Raw genomic sequence first — 25,673 nt, 5'->3', positions numbered from 1 at the left:
GTCGGGCCGCGGCGGCGGGTGGGTCGTCGGCGGCCGGCAGGCCGGGCGCGGCGGCCTCGGGAACGGCCCCTCGGAGGCGGGCGGCCTCAGAAGCGGGGGATGTTGCGGATGTTGGCGCGGGCCATCTGGAGCATCCGGCCGACGCCGCCGTCGAGCACCATCCGGCTGGCCGACAGCGCGAAGCCGGTGACCATCTCCGCCCTGATCTTCGGCGGGATCGACAGCGCGGTGGGATCGGTGACGACGTCGACGAGGGCGGGCCCCGGGTGCGCGAACGCCTCCCGCAGCGCCGAGCGCAGCTCCCTCGGCTTCTCCACCCGCGTGGCGTGCGCCCCGGCGGCGCGGGCGATGGCCGCGAAGTCGGGGTTGGTGGTGGCGGTGCCGTACGCCGGCAGGCCGGCGACCATCATCTCCAGCTCGACCATGCCGAGGGAGGAGTTGTCGAAGAGGACCACCTTCACCGGGAGCTCGTGCTGGACGAGGGTGAGGAAGTCCCCCATCAGCATGGAGAAGCCGCCGTCCCCCGACATCGACACCACCTGTCGCTCCCGGTCGAGGAACTGGGCCCCGATGGCCTGGGGCAGGGCGTTGGCCATGGAGCCGTGGCTGAAGGAGCCGATGACGCGGCGCCGGCCGTTGGGCGTGAGGTAGCGGGCGGCCCACACGTTGCACATGCCGGTGTCGACGGTGAAGACGGCGTCCTCGGCGGCCTCCTCGTCGAGGACGGAGGCGACGTACTCGGGGTGGATCGGGACGCGGCGGTCGACCTTGCGGGTGTAGGCGCGGACCACGCCCTCCAGCGCGTCGGCGTGCTTCTTCAGCATCCGGTCCAGGAAGCGGCGGTCGGTCCGCGCGGAGACGCGGGGCGTGAGGGAGCGCAGCGTCTCGCCGACGTCGCCCCAGACGGCGAGGTCGAGGGTGGAGCGGCGGCCCAGGCGCTCGGGGCGGACGTCGACCTGGGCGATCGCCACGTCGTCGGGGAGGAAGGAGTCGTAGGGGAAGTCGGTGCCCAGCAGGAGGAGCAGGTCGCACTCGTGCATGGCGTCGTAGGCGGCGCCGTAGCCCAGCAGGCCGCTCATGCCGACGTCGAAGGGGTTGTCGTACTGGATGAACTCCTTGCCGCGCAGCGCGTGCCCGACGGGGGCCTTCACGCGGTCGGCGAAGGCCATCACCTCGGCGTGGGCGTCGGCGGTGCCGCTGCCGCAGAAGAGGGTGACGCGTTCGGCCTCCTCGACCATGCGGGCCAGGGCGTCGATGGAGCTGTCGGCGGCGCGGACGGTGGGCCGGCTGGTGACCAGGGCGTGTTCGGCGGTGCGCTCGGGGATCTGCTGGGCGGCGATGTCGCCGGGGAGGACGACGACGCTGACGCCGCCGCGGCCGACGGCGTGCTGGACGGCGGTCTGGAGCACGCGCGGCATCTGGCGCGGGTTGGAGATCAGCTCGCAGTAGTGGCTGCACTCGCGGAAGAGCTGGTCGGGGTGGGTCTCCTGGAAGTAGCCGGTGCCGATCTCGGAGCTCGGGATGTGGGAGGCGAGGGCCAGCACGGGGGCCATGGAGCGGTGGGCGTCGTAGAGGCCGTTGATGAGGTGGAGGTTGCCCGGGCCGCAGGAGCCGGCGCAGGCGGCGAGCCGGCCGGTGAGCTGGGCCTCGGCGCCGGCGGCGAAGGCGGCGGTCTCCTCGTGGCGGACGTGGACCCAGTCGATGGCGGCGTTGCGGCGCACCGCGTCCACGACGGGGTTGAGGCTGTCGCCGACGACGCCGTAGAGGCGGCTGACTCCGGCGGAGACGAGGATGTCGACGAACTGCTCGGCCACGGTCTGTTTGGGCATCGCTGGCACACGCCTTTCTGCTGGGTGCTCGCTCGGTCGGTGGCTGTCGCGGTGGCTGTCGCGGTGGCGGTGGCTGCCGCGGTGGCGGTGGCTGCCGGGGTCGACGGACGGGACGGCGGGCTCGGAGGGGTCAGACGATGTCGAGGACGAGACTGGTCGGGCGGCGCGGCGTCGCCGGGGACGCGGGGGCGTAGCCGAAGCGGATCATCGCTTGCGGATGGTCGGGGGCGTGGGGCTCGTGCCAGCCGGGGGTGTGGCAGGTCAGGACGGCGGTGAGGCCGTGCCCGGCGGCCAGCAGCAGCGCGCGTTCCATCGCCTGGCCGGTGCGCAGCCAGTCCACGGAGCGGTCCTCCGTGGTGCCGATCACCGCGAGGTTCGGGGAGGGCGCCCCCGTCGTGGCGGTGGTGAATGGGGCGAGGTCGCGGCCCTCCGCGTCCCGGGAGGTCTCCAGGAGCCTCCACGCCTCGTCGGGCTCGGGGAAGCGGAGCCTCGCGCCCTCCCGGCCGGCGGCCTGGCACAGGGCGGCGCGGAGTTCGACGGGGACGGGCTCCTCGCGGAAGGGCTGGCGGCAGGTGTGGCGGCGCCGGATCGCCGGGTGGAGCGCGGCGAGGGCGGCGAGGTCCTCCGGTCCCGGCTCGGTGTCCGGCACGGCCTCGGGGTGGAGCCCGCCGAGGGGGCGCTCCAGCCGGACGGTCGCCAGCAGGCGCGGGTCGTAGGGGTCGGGCAGGAGGGCGGTGAGCGGCAGCCAGCCGGCGTGGGCGGCGGCGACGCGCAGGTTCAGCAGGGCGGCGGCGCAGCCCATGTGCAGGGCGCGGCCGTGTGGATCCTCCCTGGGCAGCGCCCGGTCCAGGGAGGCCCTGACCTGGAAGGTGACGCTGTCGGTGAGGAAGCGGAAGCGCCAGGGCTGGGCGTTGTGCAGGGAGGGGGCCGCCGTGGCGGCCCTCACCAGGGAGGTCACGGTCGGCGTGTCCAGGATCAGCGACTGCACCACCCGGCACCGGCCCTCGCTCGCGCGTCGTCCTTGCTCCGTCCGCCCCGCCCCGTCCCGTCCTGTTCCGTCCTGTCCTTCCTTCGCCGGCCCGCCCGGGGGCGGCCTTTCGTCCTCCGCCCTGGCCGTACTCCTCCCGCCCGCTGTTCCCCACGCTAGGCCGGCCGGCGCCCTCCCGCACCCGGAGGGGAGCCGGCCGGGGCGTCACTCGGCGACGAGGGAGGCCAGGGGGACGTCCGGGTCGGCCAGGGCCTTGGTGTCGACGGGGGCGCCGGAGCGGATCAGCTGCTGGATCGGGGAGGTGACGTCCCAGACGTTCACGTTCATGCCGGCGCGCACCCGGCCCTCGCTCAGCCAGAACGCGACGAAGGCGCGGCCGGGGACGTCGCCCCGGCAGACGACCTGGTCGTAGGCGCCGGGCGGGGCCCAGCCCGAGTACTCCAGGCCGACGTCGTACTGGTCGGAGTAGAAGTACGGGACCCGGTCGTAGGTGACGTCCTGGCCGAGCATGGCGCGGGCGGCGGCGGGGCCCGAGTTCAGCGCGTTCGCCCAGTGCTCGACGCGCAGCCGCTCCGGGGTCCCGGGGGCCGGGGCGGGTCGGGCGACGGCGGCGACGTCGCCGGCGGCCAGGATCCGCGGGTCGGAGGTGCGCAGCCCGGCGTCCACGGCGACGCCGCCGGCCCCGTCGTCGACGAGGGCCAGGCCCGCGGAGCGGGCGAGCGCGGTGCGGGGCGTGGCGCCGATCGCGGCGAGGACGGCGCGGGCCGGCAGCTCCTCGCCGTCCTCGGTGCGGACGCCGGCGACGACGCCGTCGCGGCCGGTGATCTCGCGGATGCGGGTGCCGAAGCGGAAGGTGACGCCGTTCTCGCGGTGGAGCGCGGTGAAGACCTCGCCGATCTCGGGCCCGATGACCTGGTGGAGCGGACCGGGCGCGGGCTCGACGACGGTGACCTGCGAGCCGAGCGTCCTGGCGGCGGCGGCGACCTCCAGGCCGATCCAGCCGGCGCCCGCGATGACCAGGGGCTCCTCGGGCCGGGAGCGGTCGGTCAGCACGCCGCGCAGGTGGTCGGCGTGGGCGAGGCGGCGCAGGTGGTGGACGCCGGCGAGGTCGGTGCCGGGGATGCCCAGCCGCCGGGGCTCGGCGCCGGTGGCCAGCAGCAGCGCGTCGTACTCCAGGCGGGTGCCGTCGCCGAGGCGGACCTCGCGGCGGTCGCGGTCGATGGCGACGGCGGGCTGTCCGAGGTGGAGCTCGACGCGGTGGTGGGCGTACCAGGAGGCGTCGTGGACGTAGACGCTGTCGCGCTCGACGCGGCCGGCGAGGTAGTCCTTGGAGAGCGGTGGACGTTCGTAGGGGTGCTCGTGTTCGTCGCCGACGAGGATGACGCGGCCGGTGAAGCCCTCCTCGCGGAGGGTCTGTGCGGCCTTCGCGCCGGCCAGACCACCCCCGACGATCACGAACGTCCTGTATGTCCCGTTCAACGCGCTTCCCTCCCGGTCGGTCGCGACCCCGCCGGACGGTGCGCGGAGTCTGGATGGAGCCTGCCCCACCTGGTGCCTTCCCGAAAGGGGGCGGTCAGCCACCCGGGTGTCCCCGGGTCGGGTGGTCGGGAGGGACGGGGGCGTCAGGCGGGCGTGGCGCCGGCCGCGCGCCCGCGTGTGAGCCGGGCGTGCAGCCAGCGGGCGGCGGCGTCGGTGAGGGAGGCGATCTGGTCGACGACCACCCGCAGCCGCGCGGCGTCGTCGGCCGCCTCCTGGAACAGCGCGCGGTACTGCGGGTCCAGGCCCTCGGGCGCGCGGCGCAGCAGCTCCGCGCCCAGCTCCGCGAGGATCTCCCGCTGCCGGGTGCGCTGCCGGGACAGGTCGGGGCGGCGCATCACGTAGACCTCGGCGACGGCCTTCAGCACGGCGCACTCCAGCCGGGCCTCGCGCGGCACGACGAGCTCGGCGGCGTAGCGGCGCAACGGCCCCGGGCCGTGGGCGGCGCGGGTGGCGCGTTCGGCCGCCAGGCAGAACCGGCCGACGAGCTGGCTGGTGGCGTTCTTCAGCCGGGCCTGCGCGGGGGCGGAGCCGTCGTAGCCGTGGGGCCACCACTCCTGGTCCAGCAGCCGGTCGAGCGCGGCGGCCAGTTCGGCGGGCTCGGTGCCGGAGGGGGCGTAGCGGCGGGCGGCGACGGCGAACACCTCGCGGCGCTCGGGCTCGGCCAGCAGCAGGCCGGGGTCGAGGTGGCCGGCGTGCAGGCCGTCCTCCACGTCGTGGACGGAGTAGGCGACGTCGTCGGACCAGTCCATCACCTGGGCCTCGAAGCAGCGCCGGGCCGGGCCCGCCGGGGCGCCGCGGCGCAGCCAGGAGAAGACGGGCAGGTCGTCCTCGTAGACGCCGTACTTCGGCGAGGCGGCGTCGCGCGGGTCGCCGCCGCGCGGCCAGGGGTACTTGGTGGCGGCGTCGAGCGTGGCGCGGGTGAGGTTCAGGCCGACGGACCGGCCGCTGCCGCCGCCGCTCCACCGCTTGGGCTCCAGCCGGGTCAGCAGGCGCAGCGACTGGGCGTTGCCCTCGAACCCGCCGCAGTCGCGGGCGATCTCGTCCAGGGCGCGCTCCCCGTTGTGCCCGAACGGCGGGTGGCCCAGGTCGTGGGCGAGGCAGGCGGCCTCCACGACGTCCGGGTCGCAGCCGAAGGCGGCGCCGAGGTCCCGGCCGATCTGGGCGCACTCCAGCGAGTGCGTCAGCCGGGTGCGGGGCGCGGCGTCCCACGGGAACGCGGCGGCGTCGGCGGTGTCGGGCGTGACGACCTGGGTCTTGCCCGCGAGGCGGCGCAGCGCGGCGGAGTGCTGGACGCGGGCGCGGTCGCGCTGGAACGCGGTGCGTCCGGGCCGCTTGTCCGGCTCGGGGTCGAACCGCTCGGCGTCGGCCGGGTCGTAGGCGCCGTGGTGGGCGAACGGGGCGCGCGGCCCGTCGTCGTGCCCGCCCCGTGGCTCGTGCGGCTCGTGCGGCTCGTGCGGCTCGTGCGCGTGCATAGCCCGACCGTAGCCCCACGGGCGGGACCGCGGCGCTACGAGACGGTTTCCAACGCGCGGCCGGTACCCGGCGGCTTCGCGGCGGTCGCGCCGCGCGCCTGGTCGTAACGGTGGAGCAGCAGGCGCGCCAACGCCGGGTGCGCGCCGAGCGGCGCGGCGACGACACCGGGGGCCGCCTCGGCGCAGCGGCGGGCGAAGAGGCCGGGCGCGGTGAAGCAGGAGGCCACGGCGACGTCGGCGTCCCGCGCCGCGTGGCCCGCCTCCCGCAGCGCCCGCACCGCCTCGCCGACCGTGGGACGCGCGGCGGAGGCGTAGGCGGGCGTCACCACGACGCCGCCGAGCCGCGCCGAGAGCAGGTCGGCCGTGTGCTGCGTGCCGGCCGCCGACTCCGGGTCGTGCGAGCCGGCCGCCGCCAACACCACCGGCGAGCCCGGCCGGTACCCGGCCTCCATCAGCCGGCTGTGGAGCCCCTCGGCCAGCAGCGGGTGCGGGCCCAGGCAGGCGGCCGTGACCGCCGTCAGGTGGCGGGCGCGGGCGGCCAGCACCGCGGGGATGTCGTGCTTGACGTGGAAGCCCCGGCTGAACAGCAGCGGCACCAGGACCGCCTCGCCGCGCAGCCGGCCCAGGACGTCGGCCAGCAGGGGCTGGTCCGTCTCCAGGTGGGCGAGTTCCACCCGCAGCCCCGGGCGCAGCGCCCTCACGAGGCGGACCAGGGCCTCGACGGCCCCTCGGGCGCGCGGGTCGGGCGAGCCGTGGGCGACGGCCACCAGCGTCGGCGCCTGCGCGCCCGGCGACGCGGCGGGACGACCGGCGGCGGGCACGGCGGAGAACGGGCGGGTGCTCATGACCGCCAGCGTGCGCCCGTCTCGTTGCCGCCGTGTTGCCTCGATGTCACCAAAGCCCCTCCCGCTCCTCACCGTAGCGAAGCTCACACTCGGAGCGCGGCGCACCGGTGGCGTAACCGATCGCCGTCCCCGCCGTAACACGCGCGAAGCATGCTGGTGTCACGACGGAGAGCATCCCACGGCCGGACACGGCCGGAGAGGGCCGGTGAGCATGACGGACCAAGCGGCGCGGACCGGGACGGACGGCACGCCGACGCACTGCCCGTACTGCGCCCTGCAGTGCGGCATGACGCTGCGGCCCGCCCCCGGCGCGGTCGGCGGCCTGGAGGTGGTGCCGCGCACCGCGTTCCCCGTCAACCGCGGCGCGCTGTGCGGCAAGGGGCAGACCGCCCCCGAGCTGCTGGCGCCCGGCACCCGCCTGACCACGCCGCTGCTGCGGGACCCCGCCACCGGCGAGCTGTCCCCCGCCGGCTGGGACGCGGCCCTCGACCGCGTGGCCGAGGGACTCGCGCGCACCCGGGAGCGGTACGGCCCCGACGCCGTCGGCGTCTTCGGCGGCGGCGGGCTGACCAACGAGAAGGCATACGCGCTGGGCAAGTTCGCGCGGCTGGTGCTCGGCAGCTCGCAGATCGACTACAACGGCCGCTTCTGCATGTCCTCGGCCGCCGCCGCCGGGAACCGCGCCTTCGGCGTGGACCGGGGCCTGCCGTTCCCGCTCGCCGACATCCCCCGGACCGGCTGCGTCATCCTCGTCGGCTCCAACCTCGCCGAGACCATGCCGCCCGTGCTGCGGTACTTCACCGAGCTGAGGGAGAACGGCGGCCGGCTGATCGTCGTCGACCCCCGCCGCACCCGCACCGCCGAGCACGCCGACCTCCACCTCGCTCCCCGCCCCGGCACCGACCTGGCGCTGGCGCTCGGCCTGCTGCACCTGGTCGTCGCCGAGGGCCGTGTCGACGAGGCGTTCGTCGCCGCCCGCACCACCGGCTGGGAGGAGGCGCGCGCGGCGGCCATGGCGCACTGGCCCGAGCTGGTGGAGCGACTCACCGGCGTGCCGGTGCCACGGCTGCGCGAGGCGGTGCGGATGTTCTGCGAGCCCGCGTCGTCGATGGTGCTCACCGCGCGCGGCCCCGAGCAGCAGTCGAAGGGCACCGACACCGTCGGCGCGTGGATCAACCTGTGCCTGGCCACGGGGCGCGCCGGCCGCCCGCTGTCCGGCTACGGCTGCCTGACGGGGCAGGGCAACGGGCAGGGCGGGCGCGAGCACGGCCAGAAGGCCGACCAGCTGCCCGGGTACCGCATGCTCGCCGACGCCGAGGCCCGCGCGCACGTCGCCGGCGTGTGGGGTGTCGACCCCGACACCCTCCCCGGCCCCGGGCGCAGCGCGTACGAGCTGCTCGACGCGCTGGGCCGCGACACCCCCGACGGGGTGCGGGCGCTGCTGCTGATGGCCTCCAACCCCGTGGTCTCCGCGCCCCGCGCCGCCCACGTCACAGAGCGGCTGCGGGCGTTGGACCTCCTCGTCGTGGCCGACGTGGTCCTCTCCGAGAGCGCGCGGCTCGCGGACGTGGTGCTGCCCGTGACGCAGTGGGCGGAGGAGACCGGGACCATGACCAACCTGGAGGGCAGGGTGCTGCTGCGCCGCAAGGCGGTCGACCCGCCGCCGGGCTGCCGCAGCGACCTGGCGGTGCTCCACGACCTCGCGGCCCGGCTCGGCTGGGAGAAGGGCTTCCCGACCGACCCCGAGGAGGTCTTCGACGAGCTGCGCCGCGCCTCGGCCGGCGGGAAGGCCGACTACTCCGGCATCACCTACCGCCGCGTCGCCGAGGAGGACGGCGTCTTCTGGCCCTGTCCGGAGACGCCGCCCGCCCCGCCCCAGGCGGCCGAGGACGCCCCCTCCCCCGCACCCCGCCCGGGTGCTCCGCACCCCGGCACCCCGCGGCTGTTCCTCGACCGCTTCGCCACGCCCGACGGCCGCGCCCGCTTCGCGCCCGTCACCCACCGGCCGGCGGCCGAGGAGCCGACGCCGGAGTACCCCCTGCTGCTGACCACGGGGCGGGTGCTGGCGCAGTACCAGTCCGGCGCCCAGACCCGTCGCGTCGACAGCCTCAACGCCGCAGCGCCGGGGCCGTTCGTCCAGCTCCATCCCCGCCTGGCCGAACGGCTGGGCGCGGCGGAGGGGGACCGCCTCGCGGTCACCTCGCGCCGGGGCCGCGCCGTCGCGCCCGCCCGCATCAGCCGTGACATCCGGCCCGACACCGTCTTCATGCCGTTCCACTGGCCGGGCGAGGGCCGCGCCAACACCCTCACCAACCCGGCGCTCGACCCGACCTCCCGCATGCCGGAGTTCAAGGTGTGCGCGGTCCGCGTGGAGCTGGCGGACCACGCGGCTGCGGGCGCGGGGGCGAAGGCGGCCCTCGACGCGGGGGCGGGCGCGGCCCCGGGTGCGGCCCCGGGCGGTCGGGGAGCGGATGCGGCCGGCGGCTGAGGGGGGCAGCATGGGGGCATGGAAGACCTGACGCTGCTCGCGGAACAGCACCTGACCCGGGCCCGGCAGGGCGAGCACGGGCGCAGCGCGCACCTGTTCCTGCGCGACGGGCCGCTGCGGCAGAGCGTCATCGCGCTGCGCGGGGGTGCCGAGTTGGAGGAGCACACCGCGCCGCCGGCCGCCAGCCTCCAGGTGCTGCTGGGGCGGGTGCGGCTGGCCTCGCCGGACGCCGGGGACGCCGAGCTGCTCGCCGGCCAGATCACGGACATCCCGCAGGGCCGCCACTCGCTGCACGCCATCGACGACTCCGTCGTCCTGCTGACCTCGGTCACCGCGACCCCCGAGCCGCTGGTCGTGTACGACGAGCGGCGCTCCCCCACGACGGCGTGACGCGGCGCCGCGTGTGACCGTGCCGCGTGGCGGGGCGGCTCAGGCCGGGCCGGTGCTCCCGGCACCGGCGGTCCCCACGGCGACCGCCGCCGTCGCGCCCTCGCGGTACGCGCGGGGGCTCACGCCCCGCTCCCGCTTGAACGCGGCGCTGAGGGCGAAGCCACTGCCGTAGCCGACGCGTCGGGCCACCGCGTCGAGCGTCGCGTCCGGCTCCCGCAGCAGCTCCGCGGCGAGCGCCAGCCGCTGCGCCGTGAGGTATGCCATCGGCGGCTCGCCGACCAGCGCGCCGAACCGCCGTGCCAGTGCCGCCCGCGACACCCCGGCCCGCACGGCCAGCGAGGCCACCGTCCACGGGTGGGCGGGCTGCTCGTGCATCAGCCGCAGCGCCCGCCCCACCACCGGGTCGCTCTGGGCCCGGTACCAGGCGGGGGCCTCGGTGCCGGGACGGGCGAACCACGCCCGCAGCACGGATATCAGGAGCAGGTCGAGCATGCGGTCCAGGACGACGTCCTGGCCCGGGTCGTCGCGCGCGATCTGGCGCTCCATCAGCCCCGTCAGCGCGGACTCCCACTCGTTCTCGCGCAGCGCCAGCAGCGGCGGCAGCGCGCCCAGCAGCCGGCGGCTGACGGCCTGCGGCATCTGGTAGCTGCCGACCAGCAGCACGGTGGAGCCCTTAAGGCTCGTGCCCCACGTCCGCGGCCCCAGCTCCATCACCTCGCACAGGTCGACCCGCCGGTCGGGCGACATCGCGCAGCCGCCGGGCACGACCACGGCGCGGGGCTCGGCCCCCGGCAGGTCACCGGCGGTGTACGGGGCCGGGCCGCGCATCACCCCGACGTCGCCGGCGCGCAGCCGCACGGGCTGGCCGTCGTCGGGGGCGATCCACGTCTCGCCGCGCGCCACCGCGATGACCGTCAGCGGCGCGCCGTCCTCCACGCGCAGGCCCCACGGCGCGTCGAGCACCGCCCGGAGGAGGAAGGCGCCGCGGGCGCGCGGCCCTTCCAGCAGACTCGTCAGCGCGTCCATGGGCCACGAGCGTAGACGCTCGCTTATGCGGGTGCGTCCCTCGCCGATGGTCGGGACACCCCCGGCCGCGATGGACTGCCGTCATGACGACGAACCAGACCACGAACCAGACCGCGAACGGGACCACGAACGAGAGCACCCGGGGCGACGACGACGGCCGCGCCCCGGTCCTGGTGCTGGGCGGCGCCGGCAAGACGGGCCGCCGCGTCGCGGAGCGCCTGGCCGAGCGCGGCGTGCCGGTCAGGATCGCCTCGCGCTCCGCCACCCCGTCCTTCGACTGGCACGACCCCGCCACCTGGGACGCGGCGCTGGCCGGCGGCGCCCGCGCCGCCTACCTCGCCTACGCCCCCGACATCTCCGTCCCCGGCGCCGCGGAGGCGGTGCGGGCCGTCGCCGAACGGGCCCGCGCCCACGGCGTCGGGCGGCTGGTCCTCCTCTCCGCCCGCATGGAGGCGGCGCTCCCGGCGGAGGACGCCGTCCAGGAGGTGGCGAAGGAGTGGACCATCCTGCGCTGCGGCTGGTTCGCGCAGAACTTCAGCGAGGAGATGATCCGCGACCTCGTGCTGTCGGGGCAGCTGGCGCTGCCGACGGGCCAGCAGGCCGAGCCGTTCCTCGACGCCGAGGACATCGCGGACGTGGCTGTGGCCGCGCTGCTCGACGACACCGGCCGTCACGCCTCGCGGGTCTACGAGCTCTCCGGCTCCCGCGCGCTCACCGTCGCGGAGGCCGCGGCGGAGATCGCGCGGGCCACGGGCCGCGAGCTGCGGTACGTGCCCGTCAGCCCCGAGGAGTTCCGTCAGGGCATGGTGGCGATGGGTGTGCCGGCCGACCTCGCCGAGATGGTCGCGACGATCTTCGCCGAGACCTTCGACGGCGTGGACGTGGCTCCGACCGACGGCGTCCGGCAGGCCCTGGGCCGCGAGGCGCGTGACTTCTCCGACTACGTCCGGCGGGCGGCGGCCGAGGGCGCCTGGGACGCCTGACCCACCTCGCCCGCCAGGGGCGGGCCGGCGTGCCCGGCCCGAGCGACGCCCCCGGGACGACGCGTCCGCCCGGTCGAGGCCGCCGCCCCGGCCCGACCGGGCAGACCGGCCTGAGCGGGCGGAGCCGCGTCACCGGCCGGACCGGCCTCGCCTGCCGGGACGCTCTGGCCCGTCTGGACGGCTCGTTCCGCCTGTTCGGCCTGGTCTGCCTGTTCCGCCTGGTCTGCCTGTTCCGCCTGGTCGTCCTGTTCGGCCTGGTCCGCCTGGCGTTCCGCGTGCCGCCCCGGGGTGTACCCGTACTCCTTGGCGAAGGCCGCGACGAACGCTGACGGGCTGGCGTAGCCGACGAGACGGGCGACGCGGGTGACCGGATTCCCGCCGAGGAGCACCCGCGCCGCCCGCAGCCGCAGCAGCGTGCGCCAGCGCGAGTAGGAGACGCCGAACTCGCGCAGGAAGTCCCGCTGGAGCGTCTTCACGCTGACGTGCAGCCGCCGCGCCCACTCGCCCAGCGGGGTGGGGTCGGCCGGGTCCCGCGAGAGCTCCCGCGCCACCACCAGGGCGACGCCCCTGCCGGCCGCGTGGTGGGCCACGTAGTCCTCCGTGGTGGCGGCGAGCCCGTCCATGAGGCCCCGGCGGGCGCCGAGCGCCGCCTCCTCCTCGCAGTCGGGGCGGGTGATCGCCGCCAGCAGCCGCGTCGCCTCCGGGCTCACCGAGACCACGCCGGCCCGCAGCCCCGCCAGCGCCCGCGGCACCTCCCGCAGGAAGACGCGGTGGACGACGTCGCCGTCCCCCGCCCGGACCTCGTGCGTGACGGCCCGCTCGGCCCAGAACCCCTCGCCCTCGCCCGTGAACAGCACCCGCGAGCCGTGCAGCACGGTCAGCACCCCGCCGGGCGAGACGTACAGCTGGTGGAGGAAGTCCTGCCGGCAGGCGCCGAAGTCCAGGGCTCCGGCGGCGCGGTAGCGCAGCACGAGGATCCCCTCGGGACGTCCGAGGCCGTAGCCGAACTCCTCGCAGCGCACGGGATCCGTGCCGCGATGTCCTGTGACCGTCACGGGGTGACCTCTCAGCGATATCCGAACCAAATCAGGTAAGGCTAGCCTAACTAGCCGTTCCGACCGCACCACCGCTGCACCACCAAAGGACCACCCCCCATGCGCTCTCGCCTCCCCAGACGGGGTCTCACCGCCGCCCTGGCCCTCTCCCTGACCCTGCTGGCCGGCTGCTCCTCCTCCGGCGACGGGGACGGGGGTGGCGGCGACGGGGAGGCCGCCACCCGCGTCTTCTCCGCCGACAACGGCGAGATCACCATCCCCGTGGACCCGAAGCGGGTCGTCGCCACCGGCTACGCCGTGCCCGTCCTCATCGAGGCGGACGCCGCCCTGGTCGGCATCTCCACCTGGGAGCGGGGCGTCGAGCTGATGACCGACGAGGACCGCGCCACCTACGAGGAGCTGCCGAAGATCGCCGGGGAGACCGCCGCCGAGACCAACTACGAGGCCGTTGCCGAGGCCGACCCCGACCTCATCGTCATCGGCGTCCCCGCCCCCGTCCTCGGCGACGTCGACATCGAGCGCCTTTCGTCCCTCGCCCCCGTCGTCGCCATCGGCCCCACCGTGCCCAGCGCCTGGCGCGAGCTGTCGCGGCGCCAGTCCGACGCCGCGGGCCGCCTCGACCACTTCGAGGAGGCGAAGGCGGCCTACGAGGAGCGGGCCGCCGAGCTCGCCGACCGGTACGCCGACGCCCTGGCCGACGTGGACCTCGGGCACGTCGGGTCCTACGGCGACGCCGCCGCCGGCACCTTCATGCGGGAGTTCGCCGACTCCTGGGGCACCAACATCGCCGGCGACATCGGCGCGCGCTACCCCGGCGAGCCGAAGGACCCGGGCGAGGGCAGCGCCGCCGTCTCCGAGTACCCCTCCATCGAGGAGCTGCCCGAGAGCCTCGGCGACGTGGACGCCATCACCTACACCGTCGGCCCCGACGGCACCCCCGGCGAGGCGGTGCGGTACGTCCTCGACTCCGAGCTGTGGCAGAGCCTCCCGGCCGTCCAGGCCGGCCGGGTCTACCCCCTGCGCCACACCGAGGCCGCCACCTACGCCTCCGCCCTGCGCACCCTGGACGCCCTGGACGAGGCCCTCGCCCCGCTGCTGGAGGAGACCGCGTGACCGCCATCGACCGGAGCGACCCCGGCGGTCGCGTCGCCGCCCACCGCCGCGCCGGCACGGGCGTCACCCGCATCGGCTACCCGATCGGCATCCGCACCCTCACCGTCCGCGCGCGCACCTGGCTGACGCCCCGCATGCTGCGGCTGACCCTCGGGGGCCCCGCCCTCGACGGCTTCCACACCTACCAGCCCGACGACCACGTCAAGATCATCTTCCCCGACCCGGACGGCACCCGGCGCGACCCCGTGCCGAACGACCGGCAGATGCTCGACTGGCCGCTCCCGTTGCCCACCGCCCGGGTCTACACCGTGCGCCGCCACGACGCCGCCGCCCGCGAGATCGACCTCGACTTCGTCCTCCACGACGGCGGCGTCGCCTCCACCTGGGCGCGAGGGGCCGCCGTCGGCGAGGAGGTGGTCGTGGCCGGCCCGCCCGGCGCGAAGGTCTTCCCCCTCACCTACGACCGCTACGTCCTCGCCGCCGACGCCACGGCCCTGCCCGCCGCGGCGCGCTGGCTGGAGGAGGCGCCCGAGGGCGTCTCGGCCGACCTGGTGGTCGAGACCGACGACGAGGCCGAGCACGCCTACCCGCTCACCGTTCCGGCGGGCGTCACCGTCCACCGCCTCGTCCGCGCCGACGGCCGCTCCGCGCTGGCCGCCACCGTCGCCGGCCTCGCCCTCCCCACCCCGGGGCGCTGCTTCCTCTGGGCGGCCGGCGAGTCGGAGGACCTGCGGGCGCTGCGCGCCTGGCACCGGGAGACGGGGCGGGCCGGCGGCGTCGACGCGCTGTTCACCGGCTACTGGAAGCGTGGAGTCGCCGGGTTTGAGGACTGAGCACCCCACCGCCGCCGAGGCCACGCCCCCCGCCGCCGCCCGGCCGGCGGCCGGCCGCGTGGCGCTCCTGCTGCTGTCGGCCGTCGCGCTGCTGGCCGCCGCCGGCGCGAGCCTGTGCGTCGGCGCCGGGACCGTGCCGCTGGACGCGGTGTGGCCCGCGCTCACCGACGGCGACGGCCCCGCCGGGGGCGACGCGCGGCTCATCGTCCGCGAGGTGCGCGTGCCGCGCACCGTCCTGGCCGTGGCCGTCGGGGCAGCGCTGGGCGCGGCCGGCACCCTGATCCAGACGCTGACGCGCAACCCGCTCGCCGAACCCGGCGTGCTCGGCGTGACGTTCGGCGCCGGCTTCGCCATCAGCCTGGGCGCCGCGCTCGGCGTCGCCGGCTCGCAGGCCACGCAGCTCGCGCTCGCCTTCGTCGGCTCCCTGCTCGCCGCGGTGCTCGTCCACGCCGTGGGCGGCACCTCGCCGCTGCGGCTGCTGCTGGCCGGGACCGCCCTCAGCTTCGTGCTCGGCGGGCTCGCCCTCGGGATGCGCCTGCTCGACCCCGACGTCCTGGACCGGCACCGCTTCTGGTCCGTCGGCTCCCTCGCGGGCCGCGAGCAGATCGCCCTCACCCTGCCGCTGCTGCTGATCGCCCTCGCCCTCGTGGGCGCCCTCGCCGTCACGGGGCCGCTCAACGCCCTCGGGCTCGGCGAGACCGTCGCCCACACGCTCGGCGCCCACGTGACGCGGACCCGTGTCGCGGTCCTCGCCCTCGTGACGGTCCTCGCCGGGACCGCCACCGCCGTCGCCGGGCCCATCGCGTTCGTCGGACTGATCGTCCCCCACCTGGCGCGCCGCGCGGCCGGCGGGTCGCTGCGCTGGCTGATGGCGTACACGATGCTGCTGGGGCCGCTGCTGCTCCTGGCGGCGGACGTCGCCGCCAGGGTCCTGCTGCCCACGGGCGAGGTCCCGGTGGCCGTGGTCACCGCGTTCCTCGGCGGCCCGGTGCTGATCTGGGCCGTCCGCCGCCGTGGGGCGGTGGCCCTGTGACCCGCAGTGCGACCCGCCCCGTGACCGGCTCCGTCGACGACGCTCGCCGCGTCGCGCCGCCCCTGACGCTGCGGCTCGGCCCGTTCTCCGCCCAGGTCGAACGCCGCGGCGCCGTCGCCACGCTCGCCCTGCTCGCCCTCGCCCTGGTGCTCGCCGTCGCCGGCCTGTGCCGGGGCCAGGACTGGGACTCCCCCGTCGAGGTGCTGACGGCGCTGGCCGGCCAGGGCGACGCCGTCCTCGTCGTCCGCGAGTGGCGGATGCCCCGCGTCGCCGCCGCCCTCGTCTTCGGCGCCGCCCTCGGCCTGGCCGGCGCCGTCTTCCAGAACCTCACGCGCAACCCGCTCGGCAGCCCCGACGTCATCGGCCTGGACGCCGGCTCCTACACGGGCGCCCTCGTGGCGCTCACGCTCCTGTCCGGCACCCCCGCCCAGCTCGCGCTCTCCTCCACGGCCGGTGGCCTGCTCACCGCCGCCGTCGTCTACGTCCTGGCCCTCGACAGCGGGCTCAACGGCCTGCGGCTCGTCGTCATCGGCATCGGCGTCAACGCGGTGCTCACCGCGCTCAACTCCTGGATCGTGCTCCGCTCGGAGCTGGACGTCGCGATCGCCGCCACCAGCTGGCACGCCGGCTCCCTCAACGGCCTGGGCTGGGACGACGTGCGGCTGTCGTTCCTCAGCATCGCCGCCCTCGCGCTGCTGCTCGCCGTCTGCTCCCAGGCCACCCGTCAGGCGGCGCTCGGCGACGAACTCGCCGTCACCACGGGGGTCCGGCTCCCCCGGCTGCGGCTGCTGAGCGTCATGGCGGGCGTCGGCTGCACCGCCGCCGTGACCGCCGTCGCCGGTCCCGTGATCTTCGTCGCGCTCGCCGCCCCGCAGATCGGCCGCCGGCTGGCCGGCGCGTCGGGGGTGCCGCTGCTGCCCGCCGCGTTGACCGGCGCGGTCCTGCTGCTGGCCGCCGACCTCGTCGCGCAGACGGTACTCGCGCCCGTCGTCCTGCCCGTCGGCGTGGTGACCACGGCGCTCGGCGGCTGCTACCTGCTCTGGCTGCTCTACAAGGAGGTCACCCGCTCGTGACCGCACGCCTGACCGCCCGGGACCTCACCCTCACCTACGGGGAGCGGACCGTCGCCACCGGGCTGACCCTCGACGTGCCCGACGGCGCGTTCACCGCCGTCGTCGGCGCCAACGCCTCCGGCAAGTCCACGCTGCTGCGGGCGTTCGTCCGGCTGCTGCGGCCGGCGGCCGGCACGGTGGCGTTCGACGGCCGGGACGTCGCCGTGTGGCGGCCGAAGGCCATCGCGCGGCAGATCGGCTTCCTCCCCCAGACCCTCACCGCCCCCGAGAACACCCTCGCCCGCCAGCTCGTCGCCCGCGGCCGGTACCCGCACCAGTCGCTGCTGGCGAGCTGGTCGCCCGAGGACGAGCGGGCCGTGGCCGAGGCCATGGCCGACGCGGGCGTCGCCGACCTCGCCGAGCGCACGGTCGACAGCCTCTCGGGCGGGCAGCGCCAGCGGGTCTGGATCGCCATGGTCCTCGCCCAGGAGTCGCCCTACCTCCTGCTCGACGAGCCGACGACCTTCCTCGACATCGCCCACCAGTACCAGCTGCTCACGCTGCTGGCCCGCCTCCGCGACGCCGGCCGTACCGTCGTCGCGGTCCTCCACGACCTCAACCAGGCGTGCCGCTACGCCGACCACCTGGTGGCGATGAAGGCGGGCCGCGTCGTCGCCGAGGGCCCGCCCGGGAAGATCGTCGACGCGGCGCTGGTGCGTGAGGTGTTCGACCTCCCGAGCCTCGTCGTCCCCGACCCCGCCACCGGGGGGCCGATGGTCGTCCCGACGCCGTAGCGGCCCCCGGCTCGGGGCGCCCTCACGCGGAGGGGGTCTCCCTGGGCAGCAGGGGCCCCAGCGGGCCGAGGTCGAGGTTGAGGTCCTCGGGGGTCAGGCCGAAGCGGGCGCGGAGTTCGGCCATGCGCCGTTCGAGGAGCATCAGCGTCAGGCCGATCCGTTCCTCCTGGTCCTCGGTGAGGTCGCCCAGGTCAACGCGGCGCAGCGCCTGCCGCTCCATCAGCTGACGCAGCAGTTCCACGACCGTGAGCACCAGGCGCATCAGGTCGCGCTCGACGGTCTCCTCGTCCAGCTCGATCCGCCGCCCGGCCCGCCCGGCCCGGTGCGCGCCGCTCACAGCGGCTCCCGGACGGTCGCCGTGGAGCTGATCAGGGCGTTGAGGTCGACGCGCACCAGGTCGACGTCGGCGATCGAGAGCGTGAGGTGACCGGCCAGCACCACGCCGCCCGCCAGCAGGCGGTCCAGCAGGTCGACGAGGGCGACCTGCCGCGTCATCGGCTCAGTCGTCATTGAGGGCTCCCGTCCACGCCGTCCGGGCCGCCGCCCGTCCCGCCGCCCGTCCCGCCGTCGAGGGCCTCGTCGAGGGCCGCCGCGGTGAACGAGTACGGCGCCCACGGGCCCGAGAGCCGGATCCGCTGCCCGCCGAGGCCGCCGCCGGCGAGCCGTCCCGCCAGGGCGGTGAACCGCCGCTCCTGGTCCCGGCGGACCAGGTAGGCGGCGTTGAGCAGGTTCTGGCCCGGCTCGCCGGAGAGGCGGGCGTCCTGCGGCGGGTGCAGCCGGGACCGCTCGGCGGCGGCGCTGAGCGCCTCGTGCGTCGCGCGGGCCGTCCTGGTGGCCCGCCGCTCCGCGTCCTCACTCGCCCGGGCCCGAGCCCGCCGCCGTCGGAGGTACTCCCTCCCGGAGGCGGGGGCGGCCGGCGTGCCCCGCTCCGGGGGCCGGCTCGACGGCACGCCCGCGTCCGCGTCCGTCGCGGCCGCGTCGGTCGCGGGTGCGTCGGCGTAGAGCGTGACGCCCCACTCGGCGCATCCGTCGAGGCGCTCGATGGCCGCCTCCAGACCCGCCCGGTTCCCGGTCAGCAGCCGGCGGACCCCCGTCGTGTCACGGCAGACCGTGGCCAGGCGCAGCGGCAGCACACACCCGGTCGACAGCAGCCCGTCGACGACCCGTTGGTGTCCCCGGGCGGTCCGTTCCAGCCAGTCCAGGTCCGAGAGGTGGGCCCGCAACGGCTCCTCGGCGAAGTCCTCGGCCCGCACCGGGCTCGCCACGGCCGCCAGGCCGCCGTCGTCCAGCGTGTGGACGGGGGCGTCGTCGAGCCCGCGCAGCTCGGGGACGGTGGCTCCTGCCGCCGTGGCCCGGGTGACCGCGTAGACGTACCACAGCTGGGGCCGCGGCCCCTCCCGTCCGCCGTCCGTCCCGCCGTCGCGCCGGACGTCGTCGCGTGCCTCGTCGCTCACGGTGTTCCTCATGGCGTTCGCTCCCGTTCCTCCAGGGCCGCGACGCGTCGGCGCAGCTGCTCGGTCTCGTCGGACAGTTCGCGGGACCGGGCCCGGGAGGACAGCGCCGGGTCGTGCTCCCACCAGTCGATGCCCATCTCCCTGGCCCGCTCGACGGAGGCCACCAGCAGCCGGATCCTGATCGTCAGCAGCTCGATGTCGAGCAGGTTGACCCGGATGTCCCCGGCGATCACCACGCCCTTGTCCAGCACCCGTTCGAGGAGGTCGGCGAGGTTCGTCCCGCCGCCACCGCCGGTGCCCAGGGCCGCGCCGTAGGAACCGGGGACCGGGGCGCTCACGGCCACGCTCCCGTCCCGGCGCCGTGGCCCGTTCCGGCACCGTGGTCGAGCCGGTCGAGGAGCTCCTCCTCGCGGCGCTCGAACTCGGCCAGGTCGATCTCCCCGCCGACGAGTCGCCGTTCGAGCTCCACGAGCTCGCCTCGGACCACCGCGGGGTCGTAGTACCGCCGCTCCGCCTCCCTGACCACCTGCCCCACGACCCAGCCCGCGCCACGGGCCGGCGCCAGGGGCAGCAGGAGGAGCTCGCGCAGGAGTCCCGTCACCGTGCCACCTCCTCCTGCCGGGCCGCCGGCGCCCACACGAAGCTGTAGGGCGGCAACGGGCCCATCACGCGCAGGTCGAGGTGCGGGCTGGCCTCGCGCTCCTTCTCGACGGCCGCGAGGAGGCCCGGGGCCTCGTCCCGCTCGACCAGCAGCGACAGGTTCAGGATCACGTCGGTGCCCTCCGGGCCCCGGTGGGTCCGGACCGCGTGCTGGGTGAGCGTCTCCTCCACCGCCCTGGCGTCGCGCTCCCGGTGCCGGTACACGCCCTCGGCCAGCAGCTGCCCCAGCTGGACGCGCTGCCGGTAGGCGCCGTCACCGCGCCGCCGGGTGGCCTCGTTGAGCTCGCGGATCCGCGGGTCCTCGGCGAGCAGAGAGCGCAGCACGACCTCCTCGTGGTGGCTGGCCTTGACGTTGTACTCGGCCCGTCCGGCGACCGACTCCAGCTGCTCGCGGAAGAGGTCGGCGTACTCGGCGAGCGTCTCGCGCACCGCGCCGTCGTCCGGGCAGACGCTGCCGAAGCGCAGCGGCAGCACGGGGCCGGCGCCGACCATCATCGTCAGCACCCGCTGGTGGGCGAAGAGGTCACGCCGCCGGGGCCGCGTGCCGTCGGGGCACTCGCTGACGACCGCGGCCAAACCGCCCTCCCGCACGACCCGGACGGGGCGGGGCGGGTCTCCCACCCCGGCCAGGCCGGGTGGGAGGCCGGACAGCTCGGCGCGCGTGACGCCGTAGACGTAGGTGGTCATGCGTCGCCCTCCTTCTCGCGGCGGGCGCCGGTCGTGCGGCGGGCCTTGCGCGGCTCCTTCTCCGCCTCGTCGGAGTCCGAGGAGTCCCCGCCGGACCCGCCGGAGCGGAAGGCGTCGGCGATCGACTCGGCGGCGCCCGCGATGGCGCCCTTCGACTTGCCCTTCGCGCCCGACTCGGTCACGGTCCCGACGAGTTGGGGGACGCCGGGGTCCTTGCTGGCGCCCGCCTCCAGGTCGAGGCGGTTGCAAGCCTCCGCGAACCGCAGGTACGTGTCCACGCTGGCCACCACGACCCGCACGTCGATCTTCAGGATCTCGATGCCGACCAGGGAGACGCGCACGAAGGCGTCGATCACCAGGCCGCGGTCGAGGATCAGTTCGAGGACGTCGTACAGGCCGCTGCTGTTGGGGCGCGTCGCGGCCGCTGACGGTGCCGCCGTTGCGACTGCTGTTGTCATCGGATGTCTCCTGCCGTCGTGTGGGGGGCCGGCCCGGTCCGTCGCGTCCGCGGCTCACCGGGGGTCCGGCCGGCCCCGCTCGTAGCGGCGGACTCGGCGGTAGCCGGTGATGCCGCCCCGCTCGTCGACCGTGACCTCGTAGCTGGCCATCAGGCTCATCGAGTCGGGGACGCGGGCGAGTTCGGTCACCTCGGCGTCGAGGACCCAGCCGCTCTCGGTGCGTTCGAGCCGGGTCACCGCCTCCGGGCGCAGCCCGGTCAGGCCGACGAACTCCGCGCCCGCCGCGCGCAGCACGTCCACCGCGGTGTCGGCGCCGCCCGCTCGCTCTTCGTCCGGTCGCTTCGTCTTCTCCGCTTTCTCAGCCATGGCCCCCGCCGGGTTCCTTGCCTGAGCCGGCGCAAACGTCCGGCCGCGCGCCGGCGTGCGATCCGGCAGGTGGCTGGCCGAGGACCGGGCGACGGCCGGGCGACGGCCCGGCGTTCAGCCGAGGACGAGCGGGAGCCGCCCGGCCAGCTCGCCCAACTCCGCCCGCTCGGCGTCCGTCGGCGGCCGGCGCCCCGTCACGACCCGCAGCGCGTCGGCGTCGGAGAACGACGCGGGGATCGGCGCCCCGGCGATCCGCTCCAGGGCCGCGCGGGCCGCCGCGAGGGTCTCGGCGGGCGGTTCCGCGATCTGGGCCGCCGCGGGCAGGTGGGCGAGGAGGTCGAGGTGGTGCAGCGTCCACTCCAGGACGTACGCCGAAAGGTAGGCGTCGACGGTCAGCACCTCGCCGCGGGTGCCGACCCGGGCGTCGCGGTCGGCGCGTTCGGCGGCCCGCCCGGCGGCGGACCCGACGTCGTCGAGGTGGAACGCGAGCAGCGCGGGATCGCCGTACGCGGCGGCCAGCCGCGGGATCAGCGCGTCGAGCGGATCCTCGCCGGTCGGCGGATCGACCAGCCGCCAGTAGGTGTCCGCGTCCACGGTCGGCTCGGTGTCGGCGGGCGTGGCCAGCGTGATCAGGACGTCCTGCGCGTCGATGACCAGGTGACAGACCAGGTCCCGCACGAGCCAGCCAGCACATCCGGACGGCCGCTCCCAGTCCTCGTCCCGGAGCGCGGCGACCGCGGCGCGCAACGCCGTCCAGGAGCGCGAGAAGAGATCCACCCCCGCACGGTAGCCCCCGCCCGGGCACCGGACCAGCCGGCGAGTGCCGCCTCCCGGGAGCCCTCCGGGCGCGGCCCGTCCGCGTCCCGCCGCCCGGAGCCGGAGCCGCGGGAAGGGGTCGGGATCGGGGATGACATGGGCGGCCGCCGTCCTGACGGGCGCCAACGTGGACGCGGACACCGACACACCCACCGACGACGGGCGTGACGGAGGCGTGCGCGTCAGTCGGTCTCCAGCGCGAAGCCGAGAAGCACCCCCGTCGCGACCGTGATGGCCCCGGGGGCCAGCTCCCGCCCGCCGCTCTCCGGCACGCCGCCCACGGTGACGTAACGGCCCCCGACCTCGGCGCCCTCGGTGTCGAGGTCCTCGATGTGGAGGACGCGCCCGAGCCGCACCCCCGCGGCGGCGGCGTACCGCTCGGCCTTCTCCCGCGCCGACGCGACGGCGGCGTCCCGCGCCTCGGCCCGCAGCGCGGCGCGCGTGCTCACGTCGAACGTCACGCCGTCGACGTGGTTGGCGCCCGCCCCGACCACGTCCGTCAGGAGGGACTCCAGACCGTCGAGGTCCCGCACCTCGACCACGAGCGAGGCCGCGCACCGGTAGCCCCGCAGGCGCCGCCCGTCGCCGCCGCCCTCGTCGTAGTCGTAGGTGGACTCCAGGTTCAGGCGGGAGGTGGAGACCGCCTCCTCGGGAACGCCGTGGTCACGCAGGGACGCGCGGACCCGGGCGAGCACGCCGCGGGTCACCTCGAACGCCTCCGACGGCTCCGCCCGGATCTCGCGCACGGCCACCCGCACGCGGGCGACGTCCGGCACGGCCTCCCGTCGCGCGATCCCGATGACGGACACACCCCAGGGTGCGGTGATGGACAGCTCTCTCATACGACCATCCAACCAGTCGAGAAAACGCCGCCGGGAGGGTTCCCGGTCGGTCAACGCACAATGGCAGTGGGGATGTTGGCGCATCGGAGACGACGGACGGCCGGCGCCCGCCCGCGCGTCCGTGACCACGAGACGGGGGGACCGACGATGGCGGACACCACACGGTACGAGAGCTGGCACGCCGACTGGGACGACGTCGCCACCGCCTTCCGGAAGGCCGTCGCCCCGACGCGCGAGCCGACGGGAAGACCCGACCGTCGCCGGAAGGCCGACGAGGTGCTGCCGCCCGTGGTGTTCCTGTCCGAGCGGCCGGTCCAGGAGGCCACCCGCAGGCTCGACCTCTGCGTGCCCCGGATCGACGGCGGCGACCCACCCGCCGTGACGATCCGCCCCCGGGACACCGATCCCGTGGAGGGCGTCTCGCCGGTCCTGTGCGCGGTCGGGGCAGCCGAGCTGGCCACGCGGGCGCCCCGCAGGACCGGGCGGCTGAGGCTGCCCGCCCTCACCCTGGTCCAAGCCGTGGTCGACCAGGTGAGGAGGCCCCCGTCGGCCGACGCGTCGCCGAGCCCGCAGCCAACGGCCCGCCCCGCCGACGCGCTCCGCGACCACTGCTACGACGTGCTGCGCCCCGCGCGGCGCGGCCTGGCGGTCCTGGGGGGCGAGGCGCAGGCCCCGGGAGCGGTCGCCCAGGCGTGGAACCGGCTCGCCGGTCCGCTCTTCCAGCAGCTGCCGCGCTGGCTGTGGGCGCGCGGCCAGACCCGCCGACTGATGCGTTCGCGCCGCACGGGCTGGTACGCGAAGCTGCGCAACGACGGTTCCCCGCTCCACGCCGGGGAGTTCTTCGAGGACATCCACTCCTGGGTGACCCGGCTGGTCGAGGGCGACGGCAGGCCCGCCGACCACCGCGAACGCACCCTGGAGCGGCTGCTGCTGCACGCCCTCCTGTCGGACCTGCGCCGCTGGGCACGGCCCGGCCGCCTCTCGCCGTGGCGCCGCAGGCGTGTGACGCGTTTCGTGCTCTTCCTCCGCGTGGAGGCGGACGCCGACACCGAGGCGGCCAAGCGGGCGGCGCGGTTCGTCGAGGAGTACGCGGGGGCGGTGTCCGCCACGGGATGCGGGGCGGTGCTGCTCGCGGTCGACGGCCCGTCGGGGCTCGCCGTCGAGGGCGCGGTGTCACGGACGTTGGCGGAGGCCGCCGTCCGGCTCCGCCGCCCGGCGGAGGCGGGGGGCGGCCTCCGCCCCCTCCTCGTCACGCTGCCGGGGGACCTTCCCTCCTCCGACCCGCCGCAGGCCCGTCCGCCGGTCATGTCGCGGGTCGGCCCCGGTGTCGAGGCGACGGCGTGGGGCGCGGTGGCGGCGGTCGCGGCGGCGTCCACCCTGTGGTTCGTCGGCGTGCCGCTCCCCGATGCCCCCGCCTGCCTCGGCTCCTCCGGGCCCGTCGACGCGCCGGGCCCGGAGGGCGAGCTGCCGCCACCCGACGCCGCGTACGCCGACGTGGAGCGGGACATTGAGGAGCAGAACGCGGCGGCCGAGGCCCTGCACAGGGAGGGCCGCGAGGTGAGGACGATCGCGTACGTCGGTACGGGAGCGACGCGGAGCCAGGCGGAGATGGTCCGACGGTCCGACGGGGCGGTGCCCGAGCTGCGGGGTGTCGCCCTGGCCCAGCGGCACCTCAACCAGGAGGCCGAGGGCGACCCGGACAAGGTCCTGCTCCGGATCGAGATCTACGACGGGGCGGGGGAACGGTACGCGGACGCCGTCGACGTCGCCGAGACGATCGTGCGGGACGCGAGGGCCGCGAGCGAGGACGAGGGCGCGGACACCGCCTGGGCGGACGTCGTCGGGGTGGTGGGCTTCGCCCAGAGCCGGGACGAGACCCGGGCGGCCGTCTACGCCCTCGCCGAGGCCAAGCTCCCCGTGGTCACGACCTCGGCGACCGCGGACGAGATGAACCCCGGCACGTTCTTCCACGCGATGGCGCCGCCCAACAGCCGCGAGGCCGCCGTCGTCAGCGCCTTCGCGCGGCGCGCGAACATCGTCGAGGAGGCGCCCGGGGAGTGCGTCCCGGCACGGGCGGCGGTGGTCGTGAAGGATCCCTCCGACCTCTACAGCGACAGCATCGGACGCCACTTCGCCGCGTCCTTCCGCGAGCATGGTGGAGCCGTGGAGCAGGTACACCAGTTCCGGGGCGGCGAGCCGCCGTCCAACCCGGGCTCACAGGGCGTCACGGTGGCGGACACCGCGGCGGAGGTCTCGGACGCGATCTGCGCGGCGGTCACGCGGGAGCCGCGGACGATCGTGTACTGGGCGGCGCGCGCCGCCGAGTTCCAGAACTTCCTCAACCACTACGGCGACTCCTCGGAGTGCTCGGAGGAACCTCTCACGGTGGTCGGCGGCAACGAGCTGACCAACGCCGTCCTGTCGGAGCCCTACGCCAGCAGGCGGTGGCTGCGGCTCTACCACACCACCCACGTGCTGCCCGTGGGCCACGAGGCGCTCAGCGAGGCCGCGGACACGTTCAACCGGACCTACGCCGAGCACTACGACCGCAACGACGTCTGGCGCCACGACGGCCACGCGGCGCTGGCCTACGACGCCGTCCACGTGCTGTCCGACGCCGCCAACGACGTCTACACCACGGCCGGGGAGGATTTGGACGCCATCGACCTCCAGGACAACATCGAGCTCGTCCAGCGGCAGGGAGCCAGCGGCTACCTGGACTTCCAGGGCGACGCTCCGGTCCCCCTCGACAAGCCGGTCGTCATCCTCCACCACGTCGCCAGCGGCTCGTGGCCTGTGCTGTACTGCGGCACGTTCACGCGGGTCGAACCCGTCGACACGTGGGGGCCCGACGGCGCCCACGACTGCCCGTAGCCTCCACGCCCTCTTCGCCGACTCCCCACAGGAGGTGGGGAACTGAACGGCGACAGGGCACGTCCTAGCCCCCCGT

General features: G+C 76.0%; 26 protein-coding genes. 9 read left to right on the top strand and 17 right to left on the bottom strand.

Translation table 11 applies throughout. The features are described 5' to 3' along the window. Window positions 1–86: 86 nt before the first annotated feature. The 5 genes from ACTWP5_RS09525 to ACTWP5_RS09505 all read right to left on the bottom strand — a co-directional run bounded on the left by ACTWP5_RS09525 (window position 87) and on the right by ACTWP5_RS09505 (window position 6,673). Window positions 87–1,829, bottom strand: coding sequence for a pyruvate dehydrogenase (locus tag ACTWP5_RS09525; protein ID WP_443220352.1), 1,743 nt, complete (start codon window positions 1,827–1,829; stop codon window positions 87–89). Between the two features lie 130 nt (window positions 1,830–1,959). After that, entirely contained in the window at window positions 1,960–2,817 is an 858-nt protein-coding gene (locus ACTWP5_RS09520) for an Acg family FMN-binding oxidoreductase (RefSeq protein ID WP_443220351.1), read from the bottom strand. Window positions 2,818–3,021: 204 nt separating this feature from the next. Next, window positions 3,022–4,296 (bottom strand): NAD(P)/FAD-dependent oxidoreductase, encoded by a 1,275-nt coding sequence (locus ACTWP5_RS09515; protein ID WP_443220350.1) that lies wholly within the window; start codon window positions 4,294–4,296, stop codon window positions 3,022–3,024. 143 nt (window positions 4,297–4,439) lie between these two features. Next, complete coding sequence (locus tag ACTWP5_RS09510) at window positions 4,440–5,828, bottom strand: deoxyguanosinetriphosphate triphosphohydrolase (RefSeq protein WP_443220349.1); 1,389 nt, start codon at window positions 5,826–5,828, stop codon at window positions 4,440–4,442. Window positions 5,829–5,863: 35 nt separating this feature from the next. Further along, window positions 5,864–6,673 (bottom strand): sirohydrochlorin chelatase, encoded by an 810-nt coding sequence (locus ACTWP5_RS09505; protein WP_443220348.1) that lies wholly within the window; start codon window positions 6,671–6,673, stop codon window positions 5,864–5,866. Between the two features lie 211 nt (window positions 6,674–6,884). Between ACTWP5_RS09505 and ACTWP5_RS09500 the strand changes: the two genes are divergently transcribed. Together ACTWP5_RS09500 and ACTWP5_RS09495 are read left to right on the top strand one after the other, a co-directional pair. Beyond that, window positions 6,885–9,161, top strand: a complete 2,277-nt coding sequence (locus tag ACTWP5_RS09500) for a molybdopterin oxidoreductase family protein (protein WP_443220347.1) — start codon at window positions 6,885–6,887, stop codon at window positions 9,159–9,161. A gap of 18 nt (window positions 9,162–9,179) precedes the next feature. Further along, window positions 9,180–9,551 carry a cupin gene (locus ACTWP5_RS09495; protein ID WP_443220346.1) on the top strand — a complete coding sequence of 124 codons (372 nt, stop codon included), beginning with the start codon at window positions 9,180–9,182 and terminating at the stop codon, window positions 9,549–9,551. 39 nt (window positions 9,552–9,590) lie between these two features. On the opposite strand, the gene ACTWP5_RS09490 is transcribed toward ACTWP5_RS09495, so the two are convergent. Beyond that, complete coding sequence (locus ACTWP5_RS09490; protein ID WP_443220345.1) at window positions 9,591–10,577, bottom strand: cupin domain-containing protein; 987 nt, start codon at window positions 10,575–10,577, stop codon at window positions 9,591–9,593. A gap of 83 nt (window positions 10,578–10,660) precedes the next feature. Between ACTWP5_RS09490 and ACTWP5_RS09485 the strand changes: the two genes are divergently transcribed. Continuing rightward, window positions 10,661–11,560, top strand: coding sequence for an NmrA family NAD(P)-binding protein (locus ACTWP5_RS09485; RefSeq protein WP_443220344.1), 900 nt, complete (start codon window positions 10,661–10,663; stop codon window positions 11,558–11,560). Here ACTWP5_RS09485 and ACTWP5_RS09480 read toward each other — a convergent pair. After that, window positions 11,518–12,615, bottom strand: coding sequence for a helix-turn-helix domain-containing protein (locus tag ACTWP5_RS09480; protein WP_443220343.1), 1,098 nt, complete (start codon window positions 12,613–12,615; stop codon window positions 11,518–11,520). The genes ACTWP5_RS09485 and ACTWP5_RS09480 overlap by 43 nt on opposite strands. Window positions 12,616–12,714: 99 nt before the next feature. Here ACTWP5_RS09480 and ACTWP5_RS09475 point away from each other — a divergent pair, with 99 nt between their 5' ends. The 5 genes from ACTWP5_RS09475 (at window position 12,715) to ACTWP5_RS09455 (ending at window position 17,440) form a co-directional block, all read left to right on the top strand. Beyond that, on the top strand, window positions 12,715–13,728 hold the full coding sequence (locus ACTWP5_RS09475; RefSeq protein WP_443220342.1) for an ABC transporter substrate-binding protein: 1,014 nt from the start codon (window positions 12,715–12,717) through the stop codon (window positions 13,726–13,728). Further along, entirely contained in the window at window positions 13,725–14,561 is an 837-nt protein-coding gene (locus ACTWP5_RS09470; protein WP_443220341.1) for a siderophore-interacting protein, read from the top strand. Before ACTWP5_RS09475 ends, ACTWP5_RS09470 begins: the two co-directional genes overlap by 4 nt. 58 nt (window positions 14,562–14,619) lie before the next feature. Then, window positions 14,620–15,594: a FecCD family ABC transporter permease gene (locus ACTWP5_RS09465; RefSeq protein WP_443220395.1), complete on the top strand. Its 975-nt coding sequence runs from the start codon at window positions 14,620–14,622 to the stop codon at window positions 15,592–15,594. Between the two features lie 62 nt (window positions 15,595–15,656). Further along, complete coding sequence (locus ACTWP5_RS09460; RefSeq protein WP_443220394.1) at window positions 15,657–16,667, top strand: FecCD family ABC transporter permease; 1,011 nt, start codon at window positions 15,657–15,659, stop codon at window positions 16,665–16,667. After that, the gene (locus tag ACTWP5_RS09455) at window positions 16,664–17,440 is read left to right on the top strand and encodes an ABC transporter ATP-binding protein (RefSeq protein WP_443220340.1); all 777 of its coding nucleotides are present in this window, start codon (window positions 16,664–16,666) and stop codon (window positions 17,438–17,440) included. Before ACTWP5_RS09460 ends, ACTWP5_RS09455 begins: the two co-directional genes overlap by 4 nt. A gap of 22 nt (window positions 17,441–17,462) precedes the next feature. Here ACTWP5_RS09455 and ACTWP5_RS09450 read toward each other — a convergent pair whose 3' ends face one another. The 10 genes from ACTWP5_RS09450 to ACTWP5_RS09405 form a co-directional block, all read right to left on the bottom strand. After that, on the bottom strand, window positions 17,463–17,777 hold the full coding sequence (locus ACTWP5_RS09450) for a gas vesicle protein K (protein ID WP_443220339.1): 315 nt from the start codon (window positions 17,775–17,777) through the stop codon (window positions 17,463–17,465). Continuing rightward, complete coding sequence (locus ACTWP5_RS09445) at window positions 17,774–17,950, bottom strand: gas vesicle protein (RefSeq protein WP_443220338.1); 177 nt, start codon at window positions 17,948–17,950, stop codon at window positions 17,774–17,776. The genes ACTWP5_RS09450 and ACTWP5_RS09445 overlap by 4 nt, the downstream gene beginning before the upstream one ends. Then, window positions 17,947–18,906, bottom strand: coding sequence for a GvpL/GvpF family gas vesicle protein (locus ACTWP5_RS09440; protein ID WP_443220337.1), 960 nt, complete (start codon window positions 18,904–18,906; stop codon window positions 17,947–17,949). The genes ACTWP5_RS09445 and ACTWP5_RS09440 overlap by 4 nt, the downstream gene beginning before the upstream one ends. After that, a complete protein-coding gene (locus ACTWP5_RS09435; protein WP_443220336.1) occupies window positions 18,903–19,232 on the bottom strand; it encodes a gas vesicle protein in 330 nt (109 codons plus the stop codon). Before ACTWP5_RS09435 ends, ACTWP5_RS09440 begins: the two co-directional genes overlap by 4 nt. After that, window positions 19,229–19,495 carry a gas vesicle protein GvpG gene (locus ACTWP5_RS09430; protein WP_443220335.1) on the bottom strand — a complete coding sequence of 89 codons (267 nt, stop codon included), beginning with the start codon at window positions 19,493–19,495 and terminating at the stop codon, window positions 19,229–19,231. The genes ACTWP5_RS09435 and ACTWP5_RS09430 overlap by 4 nt, the downstream gene beginning before the upstream one ends. Further along, window positions 19,492–20,241 (bottom strand): GvpL/GvpF family gas vesicle protein, encoded by a 750-nt coding sequence (locus ACTWP5_RS09425; protein WP_443220334.1) that lies wholly within the window; start codon window positions 20,239–20,241, stop codon window positions 19,492–19,494. The genes ACTWP5_RS09430 and ACTWP5_RS09425 overlap by 4 nt, the downstream gene beginning before the upstream one ends. Next, window positions 20,238–20,699 (bottom strand): gas vesicle structural protein GvpA, encoded by a 462-nt coding sequence (locus tag ACTWP5_RS09420; RefSeq protein WP_443220333.1) that lies wholly within the window; start codon window positions 20,697–20,699, stop codon window positions 20,238–20,240. The genes ACTWP5_RS09425 and ACTWP5_RS09420 overlap by 4 nt, the downstream gene beginning before the upstream one ends. Before the next feature lie 54 nt (window positions 20,700–20,753). Beyond that, on the bottom strand, window positions 20,754–21,065 hold the full coding sequence (gene gvpO / locus ACTWP5_RS09415; RefSeq protein ID WP_443220332.1) for a gas vesicle protein GvpO: 312 nt from the start codon (window positions 21,063–21,065) through the stop codon (window positions 20,754–20,756). A gap of 114 nt (window positions 21,066–21,179) precedes the next feature. Beyond that, complete coding sequence (locus tag ACTWP5_RS09410) at window positions 21,180–21,842, bottom strand: maleylpyruvate isomerase N-terminal domain-containing protein (protein WP_443220331.1); 663 nt, start codon at window positions 21,840–21,842, stop codon at window positions 21,180–21,182. 221 nt (window positions 21,843–22,063) lie between these two features. After that, window positions 22,064–22,723 (bottom strand): SIMPL domain-containing protein, encoded by a 660-nt coding sequence (locus tag ACTWP5_RS09405; protein WP_443220330.1) that lies wholly within the window; start codon window positions 22,721–22,723, stop codon window positions 22,064–22,066. Between the two features lie 147 nt (window positions 22,724–22,870). On the opposite strand from ACTWP5_RS09405, the gene ACTWP5_RS09400 reads away from it, so the two are divergent. Continuing rightward, complete coding sequence (locus ACTWP5_RS09400; RefSeq protein ID WP_443220329.1) at window positions 22,871–25,597, top strand: hypothetical protein; 2,727 nt, start codon at window positions 22,871–22,873, stop codon at window positions 25,595–25,597. Window positions 25,598–25,673 lie beyond the last annotated feature (76 nt).

Source organism: Streptomyces sp. 4N509B, from assembly GCF_052245655.1.
Taxonomy (GTDB): Bacteria; Actinomycetota; Actinomycetes; order Streptomycetales; family Streptomycetaceae; genus Streptomyces.
The sequence above is the reverse complement of the archived record's forward strand: the minus strand, read 5'-3'. Positions and strand labels throughout refer to the sequence as shown.

Bases quoted from the DNA above. Each gene is read 5' to 3' on its own strand.
- ACTWP5_RS09400 (WP_443220329.1), top strand. From the start codon at position 22,871: ATGGCGGACACCACACGGTACGAGAGCTGGCACGCCGACTGGGACGAC.
- ACTWP5_RS09495 (WP_443220346.1), top strand. From the start codon at position 9,180: ATGGAAGACCTGACGCTGCTCGCGGAACAGCACCTGACCCGGGCCCGG.
- ACTWP5_RS09425 (WP_443220334.1), bottom strand. From the start codon at position 20,241: ATGACCACCTACGTCTACGGCGTCACGCGCGCCGAGCTGTCCGGCCTC.
- ACTWP5_RS09510 (WP_443220349.1), bottom strand. From the start codon at position 5,828: ATGCACGCGCACGAGCCGCACGAGCCGCACGAGCCGCACGAGCCACGG.
- ACTWP5_RS09525 (WP_443220352.1), bottom strand. From the start codon at position 1,829: ATGCCCAAACAGACCGTGGCCGAGCAGTTCGTCGACATCCTCGTCTCC.
- ACTWP5_RS09500 (WP_443220347.1), top strand. From the start codon at position 6,885: ATGACGGACCAAGCGGCGCGGACCGGGACGGACGGCACGCCGACGCAC.
- ACTWP5_RS09440 (WP_443220337.1), bottom strand. From the start codon at position 18,906: ATGAGGAACACCGTGAGCGACGAGGCACGCGACGACGTCCGGCGCGAC.
- ACTWP5_RS09445 (WP_443220338.1), bottom strand. From the start codon at position 17,950: ATGACGACTGAGCCGATGACGCGGCAGGTCGCCCTCGTCGACCTGCTG.
- ACTWP5_RS09490 (WP_443220345.1), bottom strand. From the start codon at position 10,577: ATGGACGCGCTGACGAGTCTGCTGGAAGGGCCGCGCGCCCGCGGCGCC.
- ACTWP5_RS09485 (WP_443220344.1), top strand. From the start codon at position 10,661: ATGACGACGAACCAGACCACGAACCAGACCGCGAACGGGACCACGAAC.
- gvpO (WP_443220332.1), bottom strand. From the start codon at position 21,065: ATGGCTGAGAAAGCGGAGAAGACGAAGCGACCGGACGAAGAGCGAGCG.
- ACTWP5_RS09505 (WP_443220348.1), bottom strand. From the start codon at position 6,673: ATGAGCACCCGCCCGTTCTCCGCCGTGCCCGCCGCCGGTCGTCCCGCC.
- ACTWP5_RS09405 (WP_443220330.1), bottom strand. From the start codon at position 22,723: ATGAGAGAGCTGTCCATCACCGCACCCTGGGGTGTGTCCGTCATCGGG.
- ACTWP5_RS09475 (WP_443220342.1), top strand. From the start codon at position 12,715: ATGCGCTCTCGCCTCCCCAGACGGGGTCTCACCGCCGCCCTGGCCCTC.
- ACTWP5_RS09420 (WP_443220333.1), bottom strand. From the start codon at position 20,699: ATGACAACAGCAGTCGCAACGGCGGCACCGTCAGCGGCCGCGACGCGC.